Source organism: Glaciecola sp. KUL10 (assembly GCF_003203515.1).
Taxonomy (GTDB): domain Bacteria; phylum Pseudomonadota; class Gammaproteobacteria; order Enterobacterales; family Alteromonadaceae; genus Glaciecola.
This window is the reverse complement of record NZ_BGNG01000007.1, coordinates 40,584-59,685: the sequence shown is the minus strand read 5'-3', so window position 1 is coordinate 59,685 and position 19,102 is coordinate 40,584. Positions and strand designations below refer to the sequence as shown.

The 19,102-nt window shown below is 41.9% G+C and carries 17 protein-coding genes; 5 read left to right on the top strand and 12 right to left on the bottom strand.

Going from position 1 to position 19,102, the window contains the following annotated elements; all coding sequences use genetic code 11:
• Positions 1-13 precede the first annotated feature (13 nt).
• Positions 14-1,123, bottom strand: coding sequence for a biotin synthase BioB (gene bioB / locus KUL10_RS12790; protein WP_110429445.1), 1,110 nt, complete (start codon positions 1,121-1,123; stop codon positions 14-16).
• Between the two features lie 153 nt (positions 1,124-1,276).
• Here bioB and bioA point away from each other — a divergent pair, with 153 nt between their 5' ends.
• A complete protein-coding gene (bioA, locus tag KUL10_RS12785; RefSeq protein WP_110429334.1) occupies positions 1,277-2,557 on the top strand; it encodes an adenosylmethionine--8-amino-7-oxononanoate transaminase in 1,281 nt (426 codons plus the stop codon).
• 15 nt (positions 2,558-2,572) lie between these two features.
• On the opposite strand, the gene KUL10_RS12780 is transcribed toward bioA, so the two are convergent.
• From KUL10_RS12780 to KUL10_RS19010, 4 genes are read right to left on the bottom strand one after another with little or no spacing between them, the layout of a single operon-like run.
• Positions 2,573-2,761: a hypothetical protein gene (locus tag KUL10_RS12780; protein ID WP_110429333.1), complete on the bottom strand. Its 189-nt coding sequence runs from the start codon at positions 2,759-2,761 to the stop codon at positions 2,573-2,575.
• Complete coding sequence (locus KUL10_RS12775; RefSeq protein ID WP_110429332.1) at positions 2,762-3,841, bottom strand: cytosine permease; 1,080 nt, start codon at positions 3,839-3,841, stop codon at positions 2,762-2,764.
• Between the two features lies 1 nt (position 3,842).
• Positions 3,843-4,316: a hypothetical protein gene (locus tag KUL10_RS19015; protein WP_373415189.1), complete on the bottom strand. Its 474-nt coding sequence runs from the start codon at positions 4,314-4,316 to the stop codon at positions 3,843-3,845.
• Positions 4,317-4,333: 17 nt separating this feature from the next.
• Complete coding sequence (locus tag KUL10_RS19010; protein WP_373415188.1) at positions 4,334-4,963, bottom strand: DUF917 family protein; 630 nt, start codon at positions 4,961-4,963, stop codon at positions 4,334-4,336.
• Positions 4,964-5,340: 377 nt separating this feature from the next.
• On the opposite strand from KUL10_RS19010, the gene KUL10_RS12765 reads away from it, so the two are divergent.
• The 4 genes from KUL10_RS12765 (at position 5,341) to KUL10_RS12750 (ending at position 10,737) form a co-directional block, all read left to right on the top strand.
• Entirely contained in the window at positions 5,341-6,606 is a 1,266-nt protein-coding gene (locus KUL10_RS12765; RefSeq protein ID WP_110429331.1) for a tetratricopeptide repeat protein, read from the top strand.
• Positions 6,607-6,620: 14 nt separating this feature from the next.
• Positions 6,621-7,238: a GGDEF domain-containing protein gene (locus KUL10_RS12760; protein ID WP_110429330.1), complete on the top strand. Its 618-nt coding sequence runs from the start codon at positions 6,621-6,623 to the stop codon at positions 7,236-7,238.
• Positions 7,239-7,654: 416 nt separating this feature from the next.
• Positions 7,655-9,982 (top strand): TonB-dependent receptor, encoded by a 2,328-nt coding sequence (locus KUL10_RS12755; protein ID WP_110429329.1) that lies wholly within the window; start codon positions 7,655-7,657, stop codon positions 9,980-9,982.
• Between the two features lie 134 nt (positions 9,983-10,116).
• The gene (locus tag KUL10_RS12750; protein ID WP_110429328.1) at positions 10,117-10,737 is read left to right on the top strand and encodes a nucleoside deaminase; all 621 of its coding nucleotides are present in this window, start codon (positions 10,117-10,119) and stop codon (positions 10,735-10,737) included.
• Between the two features lie 43 nt (positions 10,738-10,780).
• On the opposite strand, the gene KUL10_RS12745 is transcribed toward KUL10_RS12750, so the two are convergent.
• From KUL10_RS12745 to xdhA, 7 genes are read right to left on the bottom strand one after another with little or no spacing between them, the layout of a single operon-like run.
• Positions 10,781-11,989 (bottom strand): urate hydroxylase PuuD, encoded by a 1,209-nt coding sequence (locus tag KUL10_RS12745; protein WP_110429327.1) that lies wholly within the window; start codon positions 11,987-11,989, stop codon positions 10,781-10,783.
• Positions 11,976-13,343, bottom strand: a complete 1,368-nt coding sequence (gene guaD / locus KUL10_RS12740; protein WP_233499817.1) for a guanine deaminase — start codon at positions 13,341-13,343, stop codon at positions 11,976-11,978. Before guaD ends, KUL10_RS12745 begins: the two co-directional genes overlap by 14 nt.
• Positions 13,343-13,666, bottom strand: a complete 324-nt coding sequence (uraH, locus tag KUL10_RS12735) for a hydroxyisourate hydrolase (protein WP_110429326.1) — start codon at positions 13,664-13,666, stop codon at positions 13,343-13,345. Before uraH ends, guaD begins: the two co-directional genes overlap by 1 nt.
• Positions 13,663-14,235 (bottom strand): 2-oxo-4-hydroxy-4-carboxy-5-ureidoimidazoline decarboxylase, encoded by a 573-nt coding sequence (uraD, locus tag KUL10_RS12730; RefSeq protein WP_110429325.1) that lies wholly within the window; start codon positions 14,233-14,235, stop codon positions 13,663-13,665. The genes uraH and uraD overlap by 4 nt, the downstream gene beginning before the upstream one ends.
• Positions 14,232-15,152, bottom strand: coding sequence for a xanthine dehydrogenase accessory protein XdhC (gene xdhC, locus KUL10_RS12725; RefSeq protein WP_110429324.1), 921 nt, complete (start codon positions 15,150-15,152; stop codon positions 14,232-14,234). Before xdhC ends, uraD begins: the two co-directional genes overlap by 4 nt.
• Positions 15,143-17,521 carry a xanthine dehydrogenase molybdopterin binding subunit gene (xdhB, locus tag KUL10_RS12720; protein ID WP_110429323.1) on the bottom strand — a complete coding sequence of 793 codons (2,379 nt, stop codon included), beginning with the start codon at positions 17,519-17,521 and terminating at the stop codon, positions 15,143-15,145. Before xdhB ends, xdhC begins: the two co-directional genes overlap by 10 nt.
• Positions 17,514-19,016: a xanthine dehydrogenase small subunit gene (gene xdhA, locus KUL10_RS12715; protein ID WP_110429322.1), complete on the bottom strand. Its 1,503-nt coding sequence runs from the start codon at positions 19,014-19,016 to the stop codon at positions 17,514-17,516. Before xdhA ends, xdhB begins: the two co-directional genes overlap by 8 nt.
• Between the last annotated feature and the right edge of the window lie 86 nt (positions 19,017-19,102).

The following is a 19,102-nucleotide window of genomic DNA, read 5'->3' as shown; positions in this document are numbered from 1 at the left end:
TACTTGCTTAGCGCTAAGCTTCTGCCTTAGACGTTTTCGCATATTTAGCAGAGGCATCAATAAATTGTTCTGTTCCTTGTTGCTGAGTTATTTCATCAACAAGCGCCGCTTCATAAGCTTCGTCTGAGTATTGTCTGGTTTTTTCTGAATTGATGCCTAACTTTTTAAACAACATAACATCTTCATGCGTTTCAGGATTTGAAGTAGTCAGTAGTTTACAACCGTAAAAAATTGAATTTGCCCCCGCAAAAAAACATAACGCTTGGGTTTGTTCGTTCATTGATTCACGACCTGCAGATAATCGAACGTACGATTGCGGCATCATAATGCGCGCGACCGCGATTGTGCGTATGAACTCAAATTCATCTAAATCTTCAACTTTATCCAAGGGTGTACCCTTTACTTTCACCAACATATTGATGGGAACACTCTCTGGTTGTTGAGGGAGGTTAGCTAATTGAATGAGCAAGCTACTTCTGTCGTCGCCTGTTTCACCCATTCCGACAATCCCACCAGAACACACGTTCATTCCAGCTTCACGGACGTTGTTGAGAGTATCTAGACGATCTTGGTAAGTACGGGTAGTAATAATGTCACCGTAAAACTCTGGTGAAGTATCTAAATTATGATTGTAGTAATCCAATCCAGCTTGTTTGAGAGACAACGCCTGCTCACGCGAAAGCATTCCCAATGTCATGCAAGTTTCCATACCGAGCTTCTTAACTTCTCTAACCATATCTGTAACATAAGGCATATCACGGTCTTTTGGATTACGCCACGCAGCCCCCATACAAAAACGAGTAGAGCCAGCCGCTTTCGCTTCTTTTGCTCGCTCAATAACCTTTTTAATTTCCATTAAACGTTCTTTTTCGAGCCCCGTATCGTAACGTGCGCTCTGAGGACAGTACTTGCAATCTTCTGGACATGCGCCAGTTTTGATGGATAACAAAGTGCTTACTTGCACATGGTTGGGATCAAAGTTAGCGCGATGAATCGTTTGCGCTTTAAATAATAGATCATTAAACGGCATTGCAAAAAGTGTATTAACTTCCTCTAAGGTCCAATTATGTCTTGGATTAAGCAAAGTGCTAGTCTCGTTGGCTTGGTGCGCTAATTCAGTCATATTGTTGGTCTTTATAAATTCGAGTTTTAGCCATGATTGTATTTGCATCTTTGCAATTTACATCTTTACTGGGCTACTAATGTCGACTAGTCTATGCGCCGCGTCAAACTTGTCAATCTTAATTAAGATGCAAACTTTACTAAAGGTTATATTTTGAACAATATCGAATTTGATAAGCGTCATATCTGGCACCCCTACACTTCAGCAACCTCGCCACTTCCCTGCTATGAAGTGACTGCTGCAAGAGGTACTCGTCTGACCTTAGCCAGTGGAGAAGAAATCATCGATGGTATGTCTTCTTGGTGGGCAGCAATCCATGGTTACAACCACCCTGTATTAAACGACGCTGCACACAAACAAGTAGAAGCGTTTTCACACGTTATGTTTGGTGGATTGACACATCAACCCGCCATTGACCTTTGTAAATCCTTAATTGAAATGACACCTGAAGGTTTAAATAGAGTCTTTCTTGCTGATTCGGGATCGGTTGCCGTTGAAGTCGCGATTAAGATGGCACTTCAATATTGGGCTTGCCAAGGTCAGACAAGAAAAACTAAATTGCTTGCACCAAGAAATGGTTACCACGGCGACACATTCGCGGCAATGTCTGTGTGTGACCCCGTTAATGGCATGCACAGCCTATTTCAAAAGTCATTAATACAACACTATTTTGCACCGGCACCTCAAACACGATTTGATAGTACTTATAATCCAGACGATATTTTACCGATGCGTGAACTGCTTCACGAACATCATAATGAAATTGCAGCGATGATACTTGAACCCGTCGTGCAAGGTGCAGGTGGAATGCGAATCTATCATCCAGAATATTTGCGCGAGTGCAGGCAACTCTGTGATGAATACAACGTACTGCTTATCTGTGATGAAATCGCCACCGGCTTTGGCAGAACTGGGCAATTATTTGCTTGTAATCATGTTGATATCACGCCAGACATTATGTGTTTAGGCAAAGCTTTAACAGGCGGTTATATGACGCTTGCCGCCACACTATGTACAGATGAAGTGGCTATCGGCGCTTGTGCTGGCGAGCCAGGCGTTTTTATGCATGGGCCTACATATATGGGTAACCCTCTGGCATGTGCAGTTGCCAATGCTAGTTTAGGTTTAATCAAAACTAACGAATGGCAAGGGCAGGTTCAACAAATAGAAATACAGTTAAAAGCATTACTTACTCCGTTATTGTCCTACCAAAGCGTCTATGATGTTCGCGTACTTGGTGCCATTGGCGTAGTTGAAATGAAGCAACAAGTGAATGTTGCAGAAATACAAAAGGTATTTATAAAACATGGCGCATGGATTCGACCATTTGGAAAGTTAATATACGTTATGCCGCCGTTTATTTGCTCGCACGATGAAATTTTAACGATTTGCTCTGCAATCAAAGCGGGTATTGAAACACTTTACCCCGATTGAAGTGTAAGCATTGTTTTATTTTGTAGTTGCTTTACTCATTACAAAATATAGGGTGCCAGCAACAGCGATCGCATCAATTGAGGCGATACCACTGATAGTGGGTATATCACTAACAAAATCAGCTGAAGCTACCACAGCACCGCAAAACCAAGCAAACATAGCGGGTTTGTTTATATGCTTATCTTTATTTACCTGTTGATTCATCTACGCTGTGCGATTCACTAAGCAAAAATCGACAATTATAACACCTGCAACTGGAATAAAGATCGTGGCGAGAACAATCAAGAAAGTAATAAATACGTCCAAAATATTCGCAAGCGCCGCAACAAAACCGAGGCTCCCTAATAAAAAGGCATAACGCTTTCGAGTTAAGATATGCCATGTACGAGGTAGACTTGCCTCTAGCGATAACAATGTAGAGTAGAAATTCAAGGAATTTAAAATCCAGCTGCCAGCAATGACTACTATAAATGCTGCTAGCCCTAAGCCAAGCAAAAGCAATAACTTTAGAATTTCAAATTGTTGGTATGCAGCAGCGGCAAAGGCAGCGATCAACAAGACCAAACACTGCACAACCATATATGCTGTAAAAGCGGTATAAAGGCCGCCCTGCCAACTTTTACAGAACCTTGTAATATCGGGCAGAATGATAGTTCCGATAATTATTGCACCAACTATCGCAGCAACACCTTGGCTTGTATTCATTGAATGCGCTTTTTCGATTTGCAAATATTGTTCAATACTGAATGTATCGAATGCGCCAATGAGCATAAAACCAGTTACTATTATCAAAATAGGCATAAGTGCAGAGGCCAATGTATTTATTGCTTTAAATCCGATAACCGTCGTCAAAACCATTAGTGCCGCGGCTATTAGCTCAATTGGCCAACTGGGAATAATTATATTAAATTGCTGCAAGCTCAATTCAATAATCGCCGAGGCAAACAAATCAATATTCACGCCAAACCAACCCAATAGTGATATAGAAAACGCAATATTGACTACCCTTGCGCCAAGACGTCCAAACGCGATGTTAATCAATTGATAAGAATTTAAACGTGTGAGCGCGCCAATACTTCCCATTACACCACCGATGAGCGTTAAAACAATCGACGCAATAAGTATCACCCAAAGCCCATCTGCAATTGCCATCCCCTCATATATTTCAATACCGGTGATAAAAGTCGGCAGTGAAAACGCGACCATTGCTGAAACTGCGGCAACGCGAGGCCACGCTATTAGCTGTTCTTGCTTGATATGTGAGCCATCAACACTAGGCGGCATTTTAATCTGTCCTATTTAAGAAAGATTGGTAGGCTTGTGGTAAATCCAGATATTCTGGACCAAACACACTTAGGCCTTTTTCAGAGGTAAATGCATGGGGTGCTGGCAAAATCAAAACGGCAACCTGAGCATGATTTGGTATGATTGGATTCGTAAGCACACATTGATTTGTCAAATCGATACATGTAATCAGTTCAGGAATAGTGACGACTATTTCCCCATCAATTTTTACCCGCATATTTTCGTTTTTAACTTCAATTTCACAGGTTTCGGCTGATTGAGAAACCATTGAATTAATATCTTTAACATCAATACATATTGTTCCGGTGGTGAAGCCCTCATTCGACACAAAGCGACTCGTGTTTACAGTCCCTCTACAGAGGACTTTCCCGTTGCATGCGATGGCCAAAGCTTGCGCTATATCTTGCTTATTTTGAATCGCTTTCTCTAGCGCCTGACCTGCTTTTAACGCCATCGAAAGTGTTCCTTTTATCAGACTATGGCGCACGGCATAATGTGATCAATTACCGACAAATCGTTATTGCTAACGCCAGAAATCGCCCGTATGACTGACTCTGCTCTCATATCGTCTACGATATTTTCGATGACATAGGTTTCACCAAAGATATTACTCGCAATTGCAGACGATGCGGCAAGTCCATCTAAATAATAAGTAGAATGAGTAATTTCAGGCACTGCCCTACCTGCGGGATCTGCGTCAATAACGTAGCCTTCATTCATAGCTGCGATAAATAAAGCGACAGCAGTATTTGAACCACCAAGTTCACAGCATATAGCGCCTTCAATATGCCTCCCCATAAAAGACTGCGCCTTTTGCAAGGTCGCTAATATTGGGATGTTTTGAGTGCGCGGCATCGCTGAAAATTCAGGATTATTAATAGTCTCAAGTGTGTCTAACGCACCTAATAAATAGGGTGTACATAGTAAAGTATCATCTGAAACATCATCGATGTTCGCCAATAAAAAACGCTTACCTAACGCGTGAGCATGCTCGATGAAATCCCACCCTTCGGTTAATTCACCACCTCCCCCAGTGCCGAAAACGGTGCACCCAATAAGCAATCTGCGCACATCATCTAAGGACAGTTCTTTGCATCTCATTTAGCTTTCCTATTTGTTAGTAAAAGTTCCGACACTTTGTCAAAGTAAGACCGCAAGTTTAAAATTATAACCTATGAATCATAAACGCATTTTGATTGATGAGCTATATCTGAATAATCAGCGTATATTTCTGCAGTTTCAACGCTTTCAACAAACGCAATATTCTGTGACAAAGATTTATGCGCCAAGAAAGATAATCAGATACATGCATTAAAAAAGTTAATGGTTTAATTATGAGTTACTGTAAGTCGTCGTTAAATATTTAATTTAACGTTTATTAATAAAATGCATTGCAAACTTGCACATTATTTGCTCAGCTAATGACGTCACAAAGTAACTATAAAAAATTAGCTTTTAACAAAGGATTTAACGATTAAATGCAATTAAACCGTTGTTTTAAAGCAAGTAGCGTAGCCCTCTTATGTTTATTAGCGATTGTTGCAAGCTCAATATATGCTAAGCCCATGCTGTTTTTTCACCATGCGTTTGAGGAAGCAAGCTTTCTAGAAGTGCAAAAGCAGTTACAGTTAAGCATTGAACGCTCAACGAATAACAAAGATAAACTCGCGCAGCAATTTTCTTTATCAACATTGTATTTGACATATGGGCGTGCAGATTTATTGAGGCCACTTCTAGATCAAATCGAAGCTGAAACAATCGAACAGCCAATCGCTTTTGATTCAATAAAATGGCATTTTTTTAATGCATACTACTTCTTCTATCGCGGTCAATATGAAGACGCAGACAGTAGTTTTAGTGTCGCGTTAAACACCTTTGAAACATTATCAGAAGAACAACAGTATGTTGAGGAAGCTCAATACCTGTTAACTGTTTTAACGCTTTATTCCTCATTGAACCAAGCATACTTACAGCAATATTCGTTAGCGATCGATAGACTTACCTCATTACACCTTTTCGCTGACGAAAAAGAACTGGCGTTAATTGGTGGAATGAGTTTGTATCACCTTGCAATAATCAGTTATGAGCTCAAAAATTATGAACAAGCATTAGAATATTACCAACAAGCCCAATCATCGCTTCCGCAACAAGCAAAGCGATTTATCGCGCGAGCAAAAATGGGAGAGGCTCAAATGATTAATATTGTTGGCGAACGTCAGCATGCATTTGCTTTATTGGACGAGGTCATTGATGTGCTTTCTGAATTTCAGGATATTGACTCACTCGCATATGCTTATTTATTAAAGTCATATTTTTACAGTAAAGATGGAAATCAGCGCGAAACACTTACATGGATTGAAGAGTCAATAACACTGATGAAGCAATTGGGCAATGACATCGACATCGCCAATGCGTATGTGCATTACAGCTATACTTTGTTTGAACTTGGTGAATTAGATAAAGGATTGATCTATGGGAAAAGAGCAGTTGATTTGGTTGCGCCTACTGATGACTTGGCTGGTCAATGGGATGCTTACAATAATTATGGGACCATCTTAGCCGCAAAAGAAAGCTTCCAAGAGGCATTTTATTATATGTCGAAGGCAGAACGGGCCTTGTTAGCCAAAGCTAGATTGGATATTACGTCAGAAGCTGCTCGTTTAAATGCACACTTTAATTTAGAAAAAGAACAACTTACTAACCAATATTTAGACGAAAAAACAAACTTTTGCAAGACCAGTTAACTCAGGAAAAGCAAATGCAAGCTCGTCAAACGTACACGATCCTTGCACTTATAGTGTTTGTCGCAATGATCCTACTATTAATGTTAATAATTTATAGGCTTTATCTCACTAATAAGTCACTTGCGGTTAAGGACGCACTGACAGGTCTTTCAAATCGAAGAAGAATATTAGGCTTAGGAGAGCGACTATTTAAAATTAGTCAGCGAGATAAACAAAACCTATGCTTATTGATGATAGACATTGACAACTTTAAACAAGTAAACGACACCTATGGGCATGACGTCGGTGACAAAGTGCTTCTATTTTTAACCAAGGTGTTAACTAGCGTTGTGCGCAAACCCAATCTGGTAGGCCGCCTAGGCGGTGAAGAATTTATGATTGTTCTGCCAAATAGTAACGAGGAAGAAGGTCTTCAACTGGCTGAGCAATTAAGAGAAGAATGCAAGCTTAGGCTTGCGGAATCGAATACCTTTTCTGGTGATTTGACGTTCAGTGCAGGGCTCGCCAACAACAATAGTGATTTCACCTCTTTTGAAGCACTGAGTAAAGCCGCTGATATCGCGCTATATAAAGCAAAAAATAGCGGCCGTGACCAGCTGCAAATAGCGGATAACAATGTTGTGTTTAAGTAGAGAAAGTATGTTTGATGCATGTCACAAACTGGAATCGTTAACGCAACTTAATAATAATCTCGATCTCATTTAAATCACGACTGAAACTATTCCACAAAGTCAATTTCGTCTACTGCGCTCTTTGCCTGTGCAAAACTCATCTTGATTGCACGAAAAAAACGCAGTTTTCAAAAATAATGTTCAGTTGGACGCTGCTCTTTTTGCACTTACCACATAAATAAAACTCGCAAAGTACCTAATTAACAATCACTTACAAGCGCAAAACAAAACCTGTCCAATCGGTCAATAATTTGGCACTTATCGTGCTTTTTCACAAATAAGTCGACAAGACTGCTTGAGTTATTAGCGGGTAGATGCATTCAAAAATGCACACTTGTCGTGAAAATATTTTAATTCACGCTAGGAACAACAACACAATGAGAACAATCAACTTTAAGTTAAGTCCGCTCGCTGCAGCATTGGCAATAGCAACCTCACTAACGCAAATCGCACAAGCTCAAGAATCTGAAGCAACAAGTGATTCAAAGCGTGAAGTTGAACAGATAATAGTTACCGCTGAAAAACGAAATGAAAGTCTGCAAGATCTATCTCAAGCGGTGACAGCCATTACGGCAAATGATTTAGATAAAAAGTACATTTCTTCATTTGTTGATTTAAGCGCAATTGCACCGGGCGTAACAGTGGCCAAAAATGAGGGTTTTAAAACCATTATCTCTGTGAGAGGCGTTGGTAATGAAGCAAACCAGAATGCGACCGCTAATCCTTCGGTGTCTTATCACATGGATGGAATTTACATCGCATCACCTTATGCGCTGCAAACCGATTTTATCGACATCGAACGCATTGAGGTATTGAGAGGCCCACAAGGCACTTTGTTTGGCCAAAACTCAACGGGTGGTGCAATCAATATTATCAACACCTTACCAAGTGCAGATGAATTTTCAGGTAAAGCGGATTTAACAATTGGCAACTACAACATGCGCAAAGCGCGCGGTACTGTGAATGTGCCAATTTCAGACAACATTGCCATGCGCACCTCTTTCAGCGCGGTGAAACAAGATGGTTACACTCAAAACGTCTACAATGGCCCTAGTGTATCTGAGCCCGGCGAAACCTTCGTGGGCGAAGATATGGACGATATCGACAATTTGTCTTTTAGAACAGACTGGTTGTTTAACATAAGTGATACCTTCAATGTTCGCCTATTAGCTCAGCTGTTTTCAGGTGAATCGAATGGAGCGGGTATAAAAGGAATTGACGACCCTACTGAAGGCGCTAGAAACCTGTCGCAAGATACCCCTTCCTCATACGAACTGGATTCGGAAGTCTATGGACTCATAGCAGAATGGGACGCAGGTTTTGCAGTCATTAAATCACTAAGCAGCTATCAAAAAGATGATATTACCGTTGTACGTGATAACGACCGTCACTCGTTTTTAACTAACCCTGAAATTCAAATCAGCCAATTCAATCCAGAAAACAACGTACAAACTACCTTTACTCAAGAGCTGAACGTGATTTCAAATGAGCCATTGTTTGGTAAGTTGGACTGGTTAGTGGGTGTCTTTTACCTCGATACAGACATTGAAATTACTATCAGAGAAGAACTTGATACTGACCGAAATGGTTTCTTAGATGGCTATGCAACAACGTTTCCAGAAGTATTTGGCGGAGACCGCGGTTTTATCTCTGACTCTAACCCTAAGCGAGAGTCGATTTCTATCTATGGCCAAACTACTTACCCTTTGAGTGATGAATTACGCTTGATCACTGGACTTCGTTATACTGATGATGAAGTCAAAAGTACGGTGTCTAACTTCTTTAGCCCAACGCCTTCATTCATTAATCCGAAAACAACTGATTTGACGGGTCGCGTTGCAGTGGAGTGGGATCTAGCTACAGATGCAATGACTTACGCGTCATACACACGAGGGTTAAAGCCTGGCGGCAGCAACTTAACCTTTTCAGAAGGTGAGGATGCATTGGTAAGGGAAGCCTTTGAAGACGAAACGATTGACGCATACGAAATCGGCTATAAAGCTGATTTAATGAATAGCCAAGTCAGAACTAACTTTGCAGCTTTTTATTACGATTATGCAAACCTTCAGTTCCAAGCTTCAGACTTTAACGAGTTTGGCAGCGGTGTTTCGAATATTCCTGAGTCACAAATTTATGGTTTAGAATTTGAAATGACAGCATTAATCGGTGATAACTTCAGTCTTGATGTGAAACTTGGCGCAATGGAGTCTGAAGTCTCAGCTGACTACCTAGCACTGGATAATAGACTGTTAATCGAAGATGTATTTTTAGCTGACGGTGTTACGCCTGCCAAAGAAGAAATACACGGAGCAACAAGAGATGTCGCTGGCTTTTTACAAAATCTAAATGGCAATGAACTGGCAAAAACACCTGGATTGACAGCTGACATTACCTTTTCTTATGAAGATCAACTAAGTAATGGTGCATACATACTCGCTAGTATTCAGTATACGCATCGCGGCGATTTTGAACAGCGTGTGTTTAATAACCCCGAAGTAGACCCAGTGGACGCGTATAATTTATTTAACGTCAATCTGTCTTATGATTCTCCTGAAGAGACATGGGGCGCAGATTTAATGGTATACAACCTAACAGATCAAGATGGCGTAAACTCAGCAATGACTGACGTATTTGGTGTCAACGAAACAGGTTTTCAATATATACCGCCACGCATGGTTATGGCTCGCGTGAGATATAACTTTTAATATTGAGCATAAATACTATTAAGAATAGAAAAATGAAAGTCTGGCTGTTTAGCCAGACTTTTTTATGCTAGCTCTACATTGAGCATACCTGCTGAAAGCGTAGCACATCTAAAAAGGTCATAAAGGCACAAAAAATGATAAAACAACTAACATCACCTAGCCGCAGAAAACTGCTCCGCTTTGCAGGCGCATCAGCTATAGGCGTAGGCCTTTCCGGCATATTAATATCAAACGCAACAGCGGGTAAACAATCGAAACCCAAAAATCCACCGCCTGGTGACGATCCCACTACAGAACAGATGATTAAACACTTACGACGTGCAAATCAAGTCGCTAAAATAGCGATGGAAGCAGGACATCACCCTTTTGGTGCCGTATTAGTCGCTAAGGATAACGAAACAATACTGATGGAGCAGGGAAATATAAGTTCGGTTGCGCATGCCGAATCGACACTTGCTCAAAGAGCTGCACAAAAATATACGCCCGAGCAGCTATGGGGAACAACCCTGTATTCAACGGCAGAGCCTTGCGTAATGTGCGCTGGCACTCAATATTGGGCCAACATCGGCCGCTTGGTTTACGGTATGTCAGAACGTCAACTGCTGGACCTTACTGGTAACCATGACGAAAATCCAACACTTGATGTACCCAGCCGTTATGTCTTTTCCAAAGGTCAAAAGGCAATTAAAATATGGGGACCTGTTGAAGAGGTCGTGCAAGAAATTGCAGACTTACACAAAGCTTTTTGGACGTAGTAAAAAAACGCTTTTATTACCATCGCCCCCTAATCTATCTTCATTATAAATTGGAGTACCAATCAGCTAAGGCCTTCCTCTCTTCGTCTGTCATGTTCGTTTTGTTCATCAATGGCATATCTTTTGTGACGACGGTTCTATTGTATATTTTAGGGGCATTAGCCTGAATTTGTTGCCAACTATCAAGCTTCAGTCCTAAAGGCGCAACAGTGAATATTGCATCTTGTGGGTGTTGTGCATGACAACTCACGCAGTGCGTTTCAATAATCTTTGATACTCTCACTTGAGTATCAGTCAAAGGAGCTGTAAATACTTCTTCTGAAACAAGCCCTTTATCGTCAGGACTGGTGGCTTGGGGCCATGAAACCCATAGCGCAAGTAAAGCCATACCAATGAAACCGAATACTAATATGGATGGTTTGTGAACGTCATTGTGCTTTAAATTAAAGTAGTGGCGAATACCAGAAGATAAAGCGATGATCGCCACCAATACTAACCAGTTTAACTCATGCTGATACGTCATAGGATAATGGTTGCTAATCATGATAAAAAGCAAAGGCAAGGTAAAGTAGTTGTTGTGTACCGACCTTAATTTAGCGCCCGTGCCCCATGCTGGGTCAATAGGCAGTTTTTTAGTGACTGCATCTACCATTTTACGCTGAGCAGGCATGATATTTAAAAATACGTTGCCGACCATAATAGTGCCAATGAGTGCGCCAACATGTATATAAGCCCCTCGACCACTAAATAAATAAGTAGCAAGCCAGCATGCAAACACTATTAGACAAGACAAAAATACTGCGAATATTTTGGGTGATTTTCCAAGTTTACTTCGACAAGCCAGCTCATAAATCGCCATGCCGCCAAAGAGATAAAGCAAGCCATAAGTAATTGCTTCAAAAGGTGACAGTACCATTACACTCGGGTCAATTAAATACGAGGATGCTCCGTAGTAATATACAATAATAAGCAGTGCCATACCGCTTAGCCAAGTCGAATAAGCTTCCCACTTAAACCAATGCAAAGTACTTGGCATTTCCTCCGGCCCATAGCTGTATTTCGCGACTTCATAGAAGCCTCCGCCGTGTACTGCCCACAAATCACCTTTAATGCCTTTATCTTTTTTCCATTGGGGGGGAGAACGCAAACTATTGTCTAACCAGATGAAGTAAAAAGATGCGCCTATCCAAGCCACACCAGCTATCACATGAAACCACCTTACAAATAATGAAACCCACTCAAGCCAAGGCATACCTTTGCTCCTTTAATTGTTGTTTAAGGTCCACACCTGCCACATAGGTGGCTTCAATCGCTCTGTCATCACCAATAAACGCTAGGGCAAAGAGCATATCCTCGCTTAAGGCTATCCCTTCAGTAGTGTTTGCGGCTCCCTCTGAACGATATCTGCTTAGACTTTCAAAACGCAAATCACTCATTGCGTTAGAATACGGGTTGAGAACAACAAAGTCTGCGTATGTACCGGGATTCAAATTGCCGATTTCATGGTCTAGGTTGTAGGCACATGCCGGACCTTGCGACATCATATACAAACCTTGTATTGCACTAAGTGGGCACTGTTGCAGTTGACTTATCTTATATGCATCTCCATACGTCTTCAGCATGTTAAAACTGGTACCCGCCCCTACGTCAGTGGCAAGCGAGACATTTACTTTATATTTTTGTGCTTGCTCAAGAGAAAAAAGGCCACTGCCTAAGAAGAGGTTGGAACTTGGGCAAAAAATAGCACTTGCTCCAGTATCTGCTAGGCGCTCCCACTCTTGCTCATGTAAGTGCAAACAATGACCAAACAAAGATCGCGAATGCACCATGTTATATCTGTCATAAACATCTAAATAAGTATTGTGCTGTGGGAACAGGCTTTTTACCCATGCTATTTCACCGTGATTTTCTGACAAATGAGTTTGTAAAAATACACTGGGGTGCTGCTGGGATAGCTCACCTAATAAAGAAAGTTGTTTATCGGTGCTAGTAGGCGCAAAGCGTGGGGTAAGCGCATATAAATTGCGCCCCTTTTCATGCCACTTTTCAATTAATTCGTGGCTCAGTTGCTGCGCTGTTTCAGGCGTATCTTGCAGGAATTCCGGACAATTTCTATCCATGCACACTTTTCCGCTGATCATCGACATATTGTGCTTTGATGCTTGACTAAATAATGCATCAACAGACTGGGTGTGTACACTTGGAAATGCAAAAGCAGTCGTTGTGCCGTTGTTTATGAGCTGCGCGATAAAATGTTGGGCGATAAATTGACAGTAGGTCGGATCGTCAAACTTACGTTCAGTAGGAAAGGTATAAGTTTCCAACCAAGATAATAATTGTTCACCGTATTTTGCAATCATTTCTGTTTGCGGAAAGTGCAAGTGACTATCTATAAGTCCAGGAATAATTAATTTGCCACTAAAGTCATGCTCTAAACTACACTTATACTGCGCATTTAAAGCTTTAAAGTGCCCAACTGCGACTATTCGGTCGCCGCTGACAACCAAGGCTCCATCATCAAAGTAATCAGGGCTAACATTCGCACCATCCATGGCTTTGGAAAAGTGCAAAATACTTGCGCGAAAAATAGTTAAATCAGCCTTCACTAGCTTCCCCGATAGCTACTAAAGCTATATGGAGAAATAAGTAAGGGGACGTGGTAATGTCCGCCATTTTCTGTGATATCAAAATAGATATCCACGAATGGATAAAAGCTTTCTCCATGAACTGACTCCAAATACTCTCGACAGTGAAAGCGCAAACGGTAAGTTCCTGCAACAAAAACGGTATCCCCCCAATCTTTGCAACGCCCGTCTTTATCCGTTTCGCTTTCTATCTCAAGCCCACTAGGCAAGCTAAGCGTAATTTTTATCTTTCTTGCCGGCTTACCACAGGTTGTGTCGAGCACGTGACTGGATAAACTATTCATAGCGGTGTTCCTTTGTTTTGATGCTTGTTCTGATCTTTGATTTGAGTTCTAGTTAGCAAATTGCCCTCAAACGCTTTACTTATGCGCAACAGCGTTATTTTGAGTTGCTCACGAGCTGCGTTTTGTTCTTCTATGTGAGTGCTATTTTCTATTCTGTCATTTAAGGCTGCCAACATAGTTTCTGCAGATAAGCCACTAGCACAAATAATGAAGATAAAACCATGTTTTTCTAAATAATCTGCATTAGCCTGCTGCAGCGCTTTTAGCACTGACTCACTCGCAACTGCAGTGCCGGCTTGCTCATTGCCGGCCATTTTTTTTGTGGTAGCGTATTTCTCTCGCAAAGAATCAATATCGCCTATCATCGGATGCCCCTCGAAAGCCTCCCTATAATCGCTGCTTTGCATCTTCGCCCAATGCTGCGCAGCGCAATCACTGAGATGCTCAACAGACGTATATGGACGAGACTGTGTCATTAGCTCACACCATTGAGTCGCGGTACATGTTTGCATAAACCAAGCATGAGCGCCCTCTAGCGTCATTTCATTGAGTTGCTCAATAGTATTCATTGTGAATCCCCAGGTTGGCTTGCTAGCGCCTTGCTTTTTGAGTGTCTAGGTTGTAGGCGAGGCAAGTTTTGAACTGCTTTCACATTTAGCAAATTGATGAGTTGCGCGCTTATGGATACGGCGACTTCAACTGGGCGTTTACCCGTGATGCCAAGCTCGCCAATTGGGCTCACTAGGCTTGCTATTTGTTCAGGTAAAAAACCTCTATGGCAAAGCTTCGTCTGAAATCGCTTAGCTTTTGTTGAAGAGCCAATCATGCCAATGTAATTTAAGTGTTGATGTTTTAGCGCCGCCTCAACAAGTTCATAATCGAGTTGGTGATTGTGTGTCAGTATCACGACCCAAGCGTTGCAAGGTAACTCTTTAATAACATCAACAGGGGCATCGTTAGTAAAAGCCCTAACGTTTGAATATGCCCCCGATATTTCTCGTGCTTTATCCGAAAAGTCATGCCGCGTCTTCAGAAGTTCACTTGCTTGTTTAGCATCATCACCAAACATGCCTTCTCGACTATCTGTCCAGCTAATTTGAAGCGGCAACTGCGCTAATATAGGCACTAAGGCTTGTGCCACATGTCCAGCCCCAAATATAGCGACATGCTGCTGATGAGAACACATAACTTCAAACAATAGTTTTACGGCTCCTCCACAGCATTGTCCTAATTTACTCGACAACGGAAACGACTCTATTTCTTGGCAGCTTTGGCCTTTGACCAGCAATTTTCTGGCTGTTTTTATCGCTTGAAACTCTAAATGACCACCGCCAATAGTGTCGTATTGACTATCGCCAGTTACCAACATTTTACAGCCTGCGTCTCGTGGAGTAGAGCCTGCACTTTGCCATACCGTAATCAGTACATAGGCAGAGCCCTGCTTTTCACAAGATGAGATAGCTTCATACCAAGTGTTTATTTGCATGAGGTAACACCTTTTTGAGGGCTATTTGACGCCTTTTGGGTTTGCAGTGTATTGATCGCCCCCATGATCCGTTCAGGTGTCGCTGGCGTGCTTAAGTCTGGATCAGTTTGATAATCATCAAGACTAGATATAGCGTCCTTTATGGCGCACCAAACTGAGATTGCCAACATAAATGGCGGTTCACCCACCGCTTTTGAATGATAAATACTGTCTTCAGCATTCGCGCGGTCAAACAATTCAACATTAAACACCTCGGGCGTATCCCCAATAGACGGTATTTTGTAGGTCGCTAAGTTATTACTGCTAAGTCTACCTTTGCCATCCCACACTAAATCTTCTGTGGTTAACCAGCCCATACCTTGAATAAATCCGCCTTCTATTTGCCCAATATCGATAGCTGGGTTAATACTATTGCCAACATCGTGAAGTATGTCTACACGTGTGACTTTGTTTTCACCCGTCAGTGTGTCTACTATTACCTCGCTCGCAGCTGCCCCATAAGCAAAATAGAAAAAAGGTCTGCCTTTGGCGGTATCTCTGTCGTAGTCTAGTTTGGGTGTTTTATAAAAGCCGTTTGCCGACAAACTGATCCTTGCCATATAAGCTTGCTGAATAAGGTCTGCCCATGGCAGGGAATGCTGACCGCAATGTATGTGATTGTTTTCTAAATATGCTTCTCTGGTGGATTCACCAACCTGCTCTGCATAAAATTTAAGGAGACGCTGCTTTATTGCAATGCATGCATTTTGCGCGGCTTTTCCATTTAAATCTGTTCCACTTGAAGCTGCTGTTGGCGAAGTGTTGGGGACTTTGTCGGTTCGCGTAGAGGTAATTTCGACTTCATTCACGCTTACGCCAAATTCACGCGCCACAATTTGGCTAATTTTGGTATGTAGGCCTTGCCCCATTTCGGTGCCGCCATGGTTGGCCTGAATACTGCCATCAGTGTATATATGCACAAGCGCGCCTGCTTGATTCAAGTGTTTTGCAGTAAAAGAAATGCCAAATTTTACTGGGGTAAGCGCCAAGCCTTTTTTGATCACTGGACTGTTCGCATTGAAAGTTTTAATCGCATCTCGCCTCGACCAATAGTCACTGCTTTTGGCTAGTTGCGTCATGATTTCAGGCAATAGGTTATGCTCAATTTCCATACCATAGGGGGTGGTCATATTGTGTTTGTGGCTGTTTTTAGCGCCATACAAATTTAGCATGCGTATGCTTAAAGGATCTTGCCCCGTCGCGCGCGCCACTTTATCAAGCATGGCTTCAGCAACTATCATTCCTTGAGGACCACCAAATCCTCTAAACGCAGTGTGAGAAACTTGATGTGTTTTTAAACGATGCCCATGTATTTCACAATTTTTAAGATAATAAGCGTTATCAGCATGAAACATAGCTCTATCAACAATTGCATCAGATAAGTCTGGAGAATGTCCACAGTTACCGTTGATATCAATTTGCGCGGCACTGACCAGTCCATTTTCATCAAAACCAACCGAGTAGGTATTTTCAAAAGGGTGGCGTTTACCTGTAACCTGCATATCTTGCTGTCGGCTCAAGCGAATTTTTACTGCGCACTTTTGCCTTTGAGCAAATATCGCAGCAATACACGCCCACTGAGCGGCTTGTGTCTCCTTGCCGCCAAAACCACCACCCATTCGGCGCATATCAACAGTGACTCTATTGAGTTTTATATCAAGTACTTCGGCCACTAGCTTTTGCACTTCACTGGGGTGCTGACTTGACGAATATACTAACAAACGGTCTTCTTCATCGGGTACCACCATGGCGACCTGCCCCTCTAGGTACAAGTGCTCTTGACCGCCAATGCTCACATGACCCTTTTCACGGTATTGTGCGCTATCGATACTATGTTTCGGCTCACCGACAAGCATTGTGTGCGAAGGCCTGACAAATGATTCTTGTGCTTTTGCGTCTTCTACACTTAAAATTGCAGGCGTTTCAGATACTTTAATACGTGCTTTTTTTGCTGCTACTCTTGCTTGTTGTTGCGTGTTAGCAAGGACTGCAAAAATGGGCTGACAATGAAACTTAATTTGCACATCTGCTAATAATGGATCACCTTTGAACACCGGTCCAATATCGGTATGGCCAGGCACATCTTTAACCGTAATTACATCTACTACACCGTCGCTTTTGCTAACATCACTCAAATCTATCGATTCAATGATACCGCTACAACAATCACTTACCCCGACTGCTGCATATTTAATATTGGCGGCAACACTAATGTCATCAATATAATTTGCTGTGCCTCTGACTTGACGAACGGCGCTTTCGTGTTGTGTTTGTTTTTTAGGACTAGCGCTTTTGATATCTGAGTATGGCTTGTTGGTAAGTTTACGCATGATCAATCACTCGTGTGGGAATAGACAGTTCACTTGCTTGTGTTTCTAACCAAAACCGATGCCATAAATTTTGCAACATTTGTATCCGGTAATCTGCACTGGCGCGAACATCATCTATCGGAGTAAATGCGTGTTTAAGTATTTCTTTACCAATATTAACATTATTACTGTCATGCCAAACGTTACCTATTAATGCACATGCTAAATCTTCACAAATAGAAGGTATTGCAGCTACACCACCAAAGCCGGTTTTCAATGAGACAACTTTCCCCTTATCTAGGCCTATTGAAAGCGCCATGCATACCGCCGAAATATCGTCTTCCATGCGTTTAGATATTTTGTAAACTTTGAGGATATTGTTTGACGAAGGTAAAGGAATATCAACAAACCGAAGCCATTCATGTGTGCCAAGGCGAGTTTGCTTATAATCAACAAAAAAGTCTTCAAGTGCGATGCTTCGGCACTGATCGCCATTGTCGATAACAAGACTAGCATTTAAAGCCAGTAATACCGGTGGCATATCACCAATCGGCGAAGCATTGGCAATATTCCCTCCCACACTAGCTTGATTGCGAATAGGCAAGCTTGCAAAGCGTTCGAATACCTCTTTTAGGCTAGGAAAGTGCGTAAGTAGGATTGATTCAATTTGACTTAATGTGCACGCTGCACCTATTCGAATTTTTCCTTCTGTTTGCTCAATACTAGATAGTTCGGGCAAGTATCGAAGGCTAATCAATGTCGGTATCGATTGCAGCTGTTGCGTACTCAATAAAGCGAGATCAGTACTGCCTGCTACTAATTTAGCCTTTGGATGACTTTTAATATATTCAGCAAGCTGTTCTCTAGAAGTAGGTAACAATGAATGCTCACACGAACCCGAACTTATGTCTATCTGTTGGAGTTTTTGTATGACAGCATCCTGCTTTTTGTCTATCTCAGATGGCTTTTTCTCATCAGGCTTATTGTTATCTAGCGAACAAACACTAAGCGCAGCATTTATAATGGGCTGGTAACCTGTACAACGACATAGATTTCCCGAAAGAGCATTAATGACTTCGGTTCGGCCTGTAGCATGTTTCGACGTTTTATTTGTTTGATACAAAGCAAATATCGACATTACAAAGCCTGGTGTGCAAAAACCGCATTGGCTCGCATTGGCGTCAACCATTGCAGATTGCACTGGGTGCAGCTTAGCGCCACGCCCTAAGTGTTCAACCGTAATAATTTGCTTGCCATGCAACGCCGACAAGAACGTAATACAACTATTAATCGCTTCGTATTTGAGCCGTGGTTTGGCGTGTGATAACGAGGTGTGTTGTTGGTCTTCCTTCAGTAAACTTGCTGTCACGACTGTACACGCGCCGCAATCACCCGAGGCACAGCCTTCTTTAGTGCCACTTAACTGCTTATGCTCGCGCAAAAAATCTAGCAACGTCAGGTCAGCTGGTTCATTGTCAATCTGAATGAGCTCGTCGTTCACTAAAAACTGGATCATAATTGTTTACTAACCTAGAGTATTATTTAAGGCAATTGCATCCTTTTACCAATATTTAAGGGTGATGCAAAAAGCAGACCGATCGG

What these genes read in the sequence shown, in the direction of transcription:
- KUL10_RS12775 (WP_110429332.1), bottom strand. Translation starts at nt 3,841, where the DNA reads ATGCCGCCTAGTGTTGATGGCTCACATATCAAGCAAGAACAGCTAATA.
- KUL10_RS12745 (WP_110429327.1), bottom strand. Translation starts at nt 11,989, where the DNA reads ATGCCTTGGCTTGAGTGGGTTTCATTATTTGTAAGGTGGTTTCATGTG.
- KUL10_RS12780 (WP_110429333.1), bottom strand. Translation starts at nt 2,761, where the DNA reads ATGAATCAACAGGTAAATAAAGATAAGCATATAAACAAACCCGCTATG.
- KUL10_RS19015 (WP_373415189.1), bottom strand. Translation starts at nt 4,316, where the DNA reads ATGGCGTTAAAAGCAGGTCAGGCGCTAGAGAAAGCGATTCAAAATAAG.
- uraD (WP_110429325.1), bottom strand. Translation starts at nt 14,235, where the DNA reads ATGAATACTATTGAGCAACTCAATGAAATGACGCTAGAGGGCGCTCAT.
- KUL10_RS12750 (WP_110429328.1), top strand. Translation starts at nt 10,117, where the DNA reads ATGATAAAACAACTAACATCACCTAGCCGCAGAAAACTGCTCCGCTTT.
- uraH (WP_110429326.1), bottom strand. Translation starts at nt 13,666, where the DNA reads ATGAATAGTTTATCCAGTCACGTGCTCGACACAACCTGTGGTAAGCCG.
- KUL10_RS19010 (WP_373415188.1), bottom strand. Translation starts at nt 4,963, where the DNA reads ATGAGATGCAAAGAACTGTCCTTAGATGATGTGCGCAGATTGCTTATT.
- xdhB (WP_110429323.1), bottom strand. Translation starts at nt 17,521, where the DNA reads ATGCGTAAACTTACCAACAAGCCATACTCAGATATCAAAAGCGCTAGT.
- KUL10_RS12765 (WP_110429331.1), top strand. Translation starts at nt 5,341, where the DNA reads ATGCAATTAAACCGTTGTTTTAAAGCAAGTAGCGTAGCCCTCTTATGT.
- KUL10_RS12760 (WP_110429330.1), top strand. Translation starts at nt 6,621, where the DNA reads ATGCAAGCTCGTCAAACGTACACGATCCTTGCACTTATAGTGTTTGTC.
- KUL10_RS12755 (WP_110429329.1), top strand. Translation starts at nt 7,655, where the DNA reads ATGAGAACAATCAACTTTAAGTTAAGTCCGCTCGCTGCAGCATTGGCA.
- bioB (WP_110429445.1), bottom strand. Translation starts at nt 1,123, where the DNA reads ATGACTGAATTAGCGCACCAAGCCAACGAGACTAGCACTTTGCTTAAT.
- xdhC (WP_110429324.1), bottom strand. Translation starts at nt 15,152, where the DNA reads ATGCAAATAAACACTTGGTATGAAGCTATCTCATCTTGTGAAAAGCAG.
- xdhA (WP_110429322.1), bottom strand. Translation starts at nt 19,016, where the DNA reads ATGATCCAGTTTTTAGTGAACGACGAGCTCATTCAGATTGACAATGAA.